We start from the raw sequence: 321 nt of genomic DNA, 5'->3' as shown, positions 1-321 counted from the left end.
AATTGGGTTTAATCGTTGAGCAAGGACAGGAAATAAATAAAGATGGCCGTGTAACTGTTTATGTAACGAAAGGGATAGAAAACGAAAAGTTACAAATAGATATTGCTGGAACAGCGGTGCATCCCATTCAGTGCCGTCGTGGGCGATCAGTGCGTACAGCGCCGACGGCACCACCACACGGATGCGGCTGAGCGCAAGCTCGGTCTGGTTGCCGAACACTTCGCTCTTGTTGCTCCACTCCCAGATCGAGACATTCCGTACCGGATCGATCACCACGCGCGGCGTGCCCAGATGATCTGGTTGGACGTAGGCAAGTTCCGG

1 protein-coding gene is annotated in these 321 nt (G+C 52.6%); it reads right to left on the bottom strand.

Annotation, left to right across the window (positions count from 1 at the left end; genetic code table 11):
* On the bottom strand, positions 1-321 hold a 321-nt coding region (locus ABGA94_RS09990), incomplete at both ends, for a hypothetical protein (protein ID WP_375367179.1).

It is taken from the genome of Stenotrophomonas sp. 3diitr2024, assembly GCF_042136455.1.
GTDB lineage: Bacteria > Pseudomonadota > Gammaproteobacteria > Xanthomonadales > Xanthomonadaceae > Stenotrophomonas > Stenotrophomonas sepilia.
This window is presented reverse-complemented; position numbering and strand designations above follow the sequence as displayed.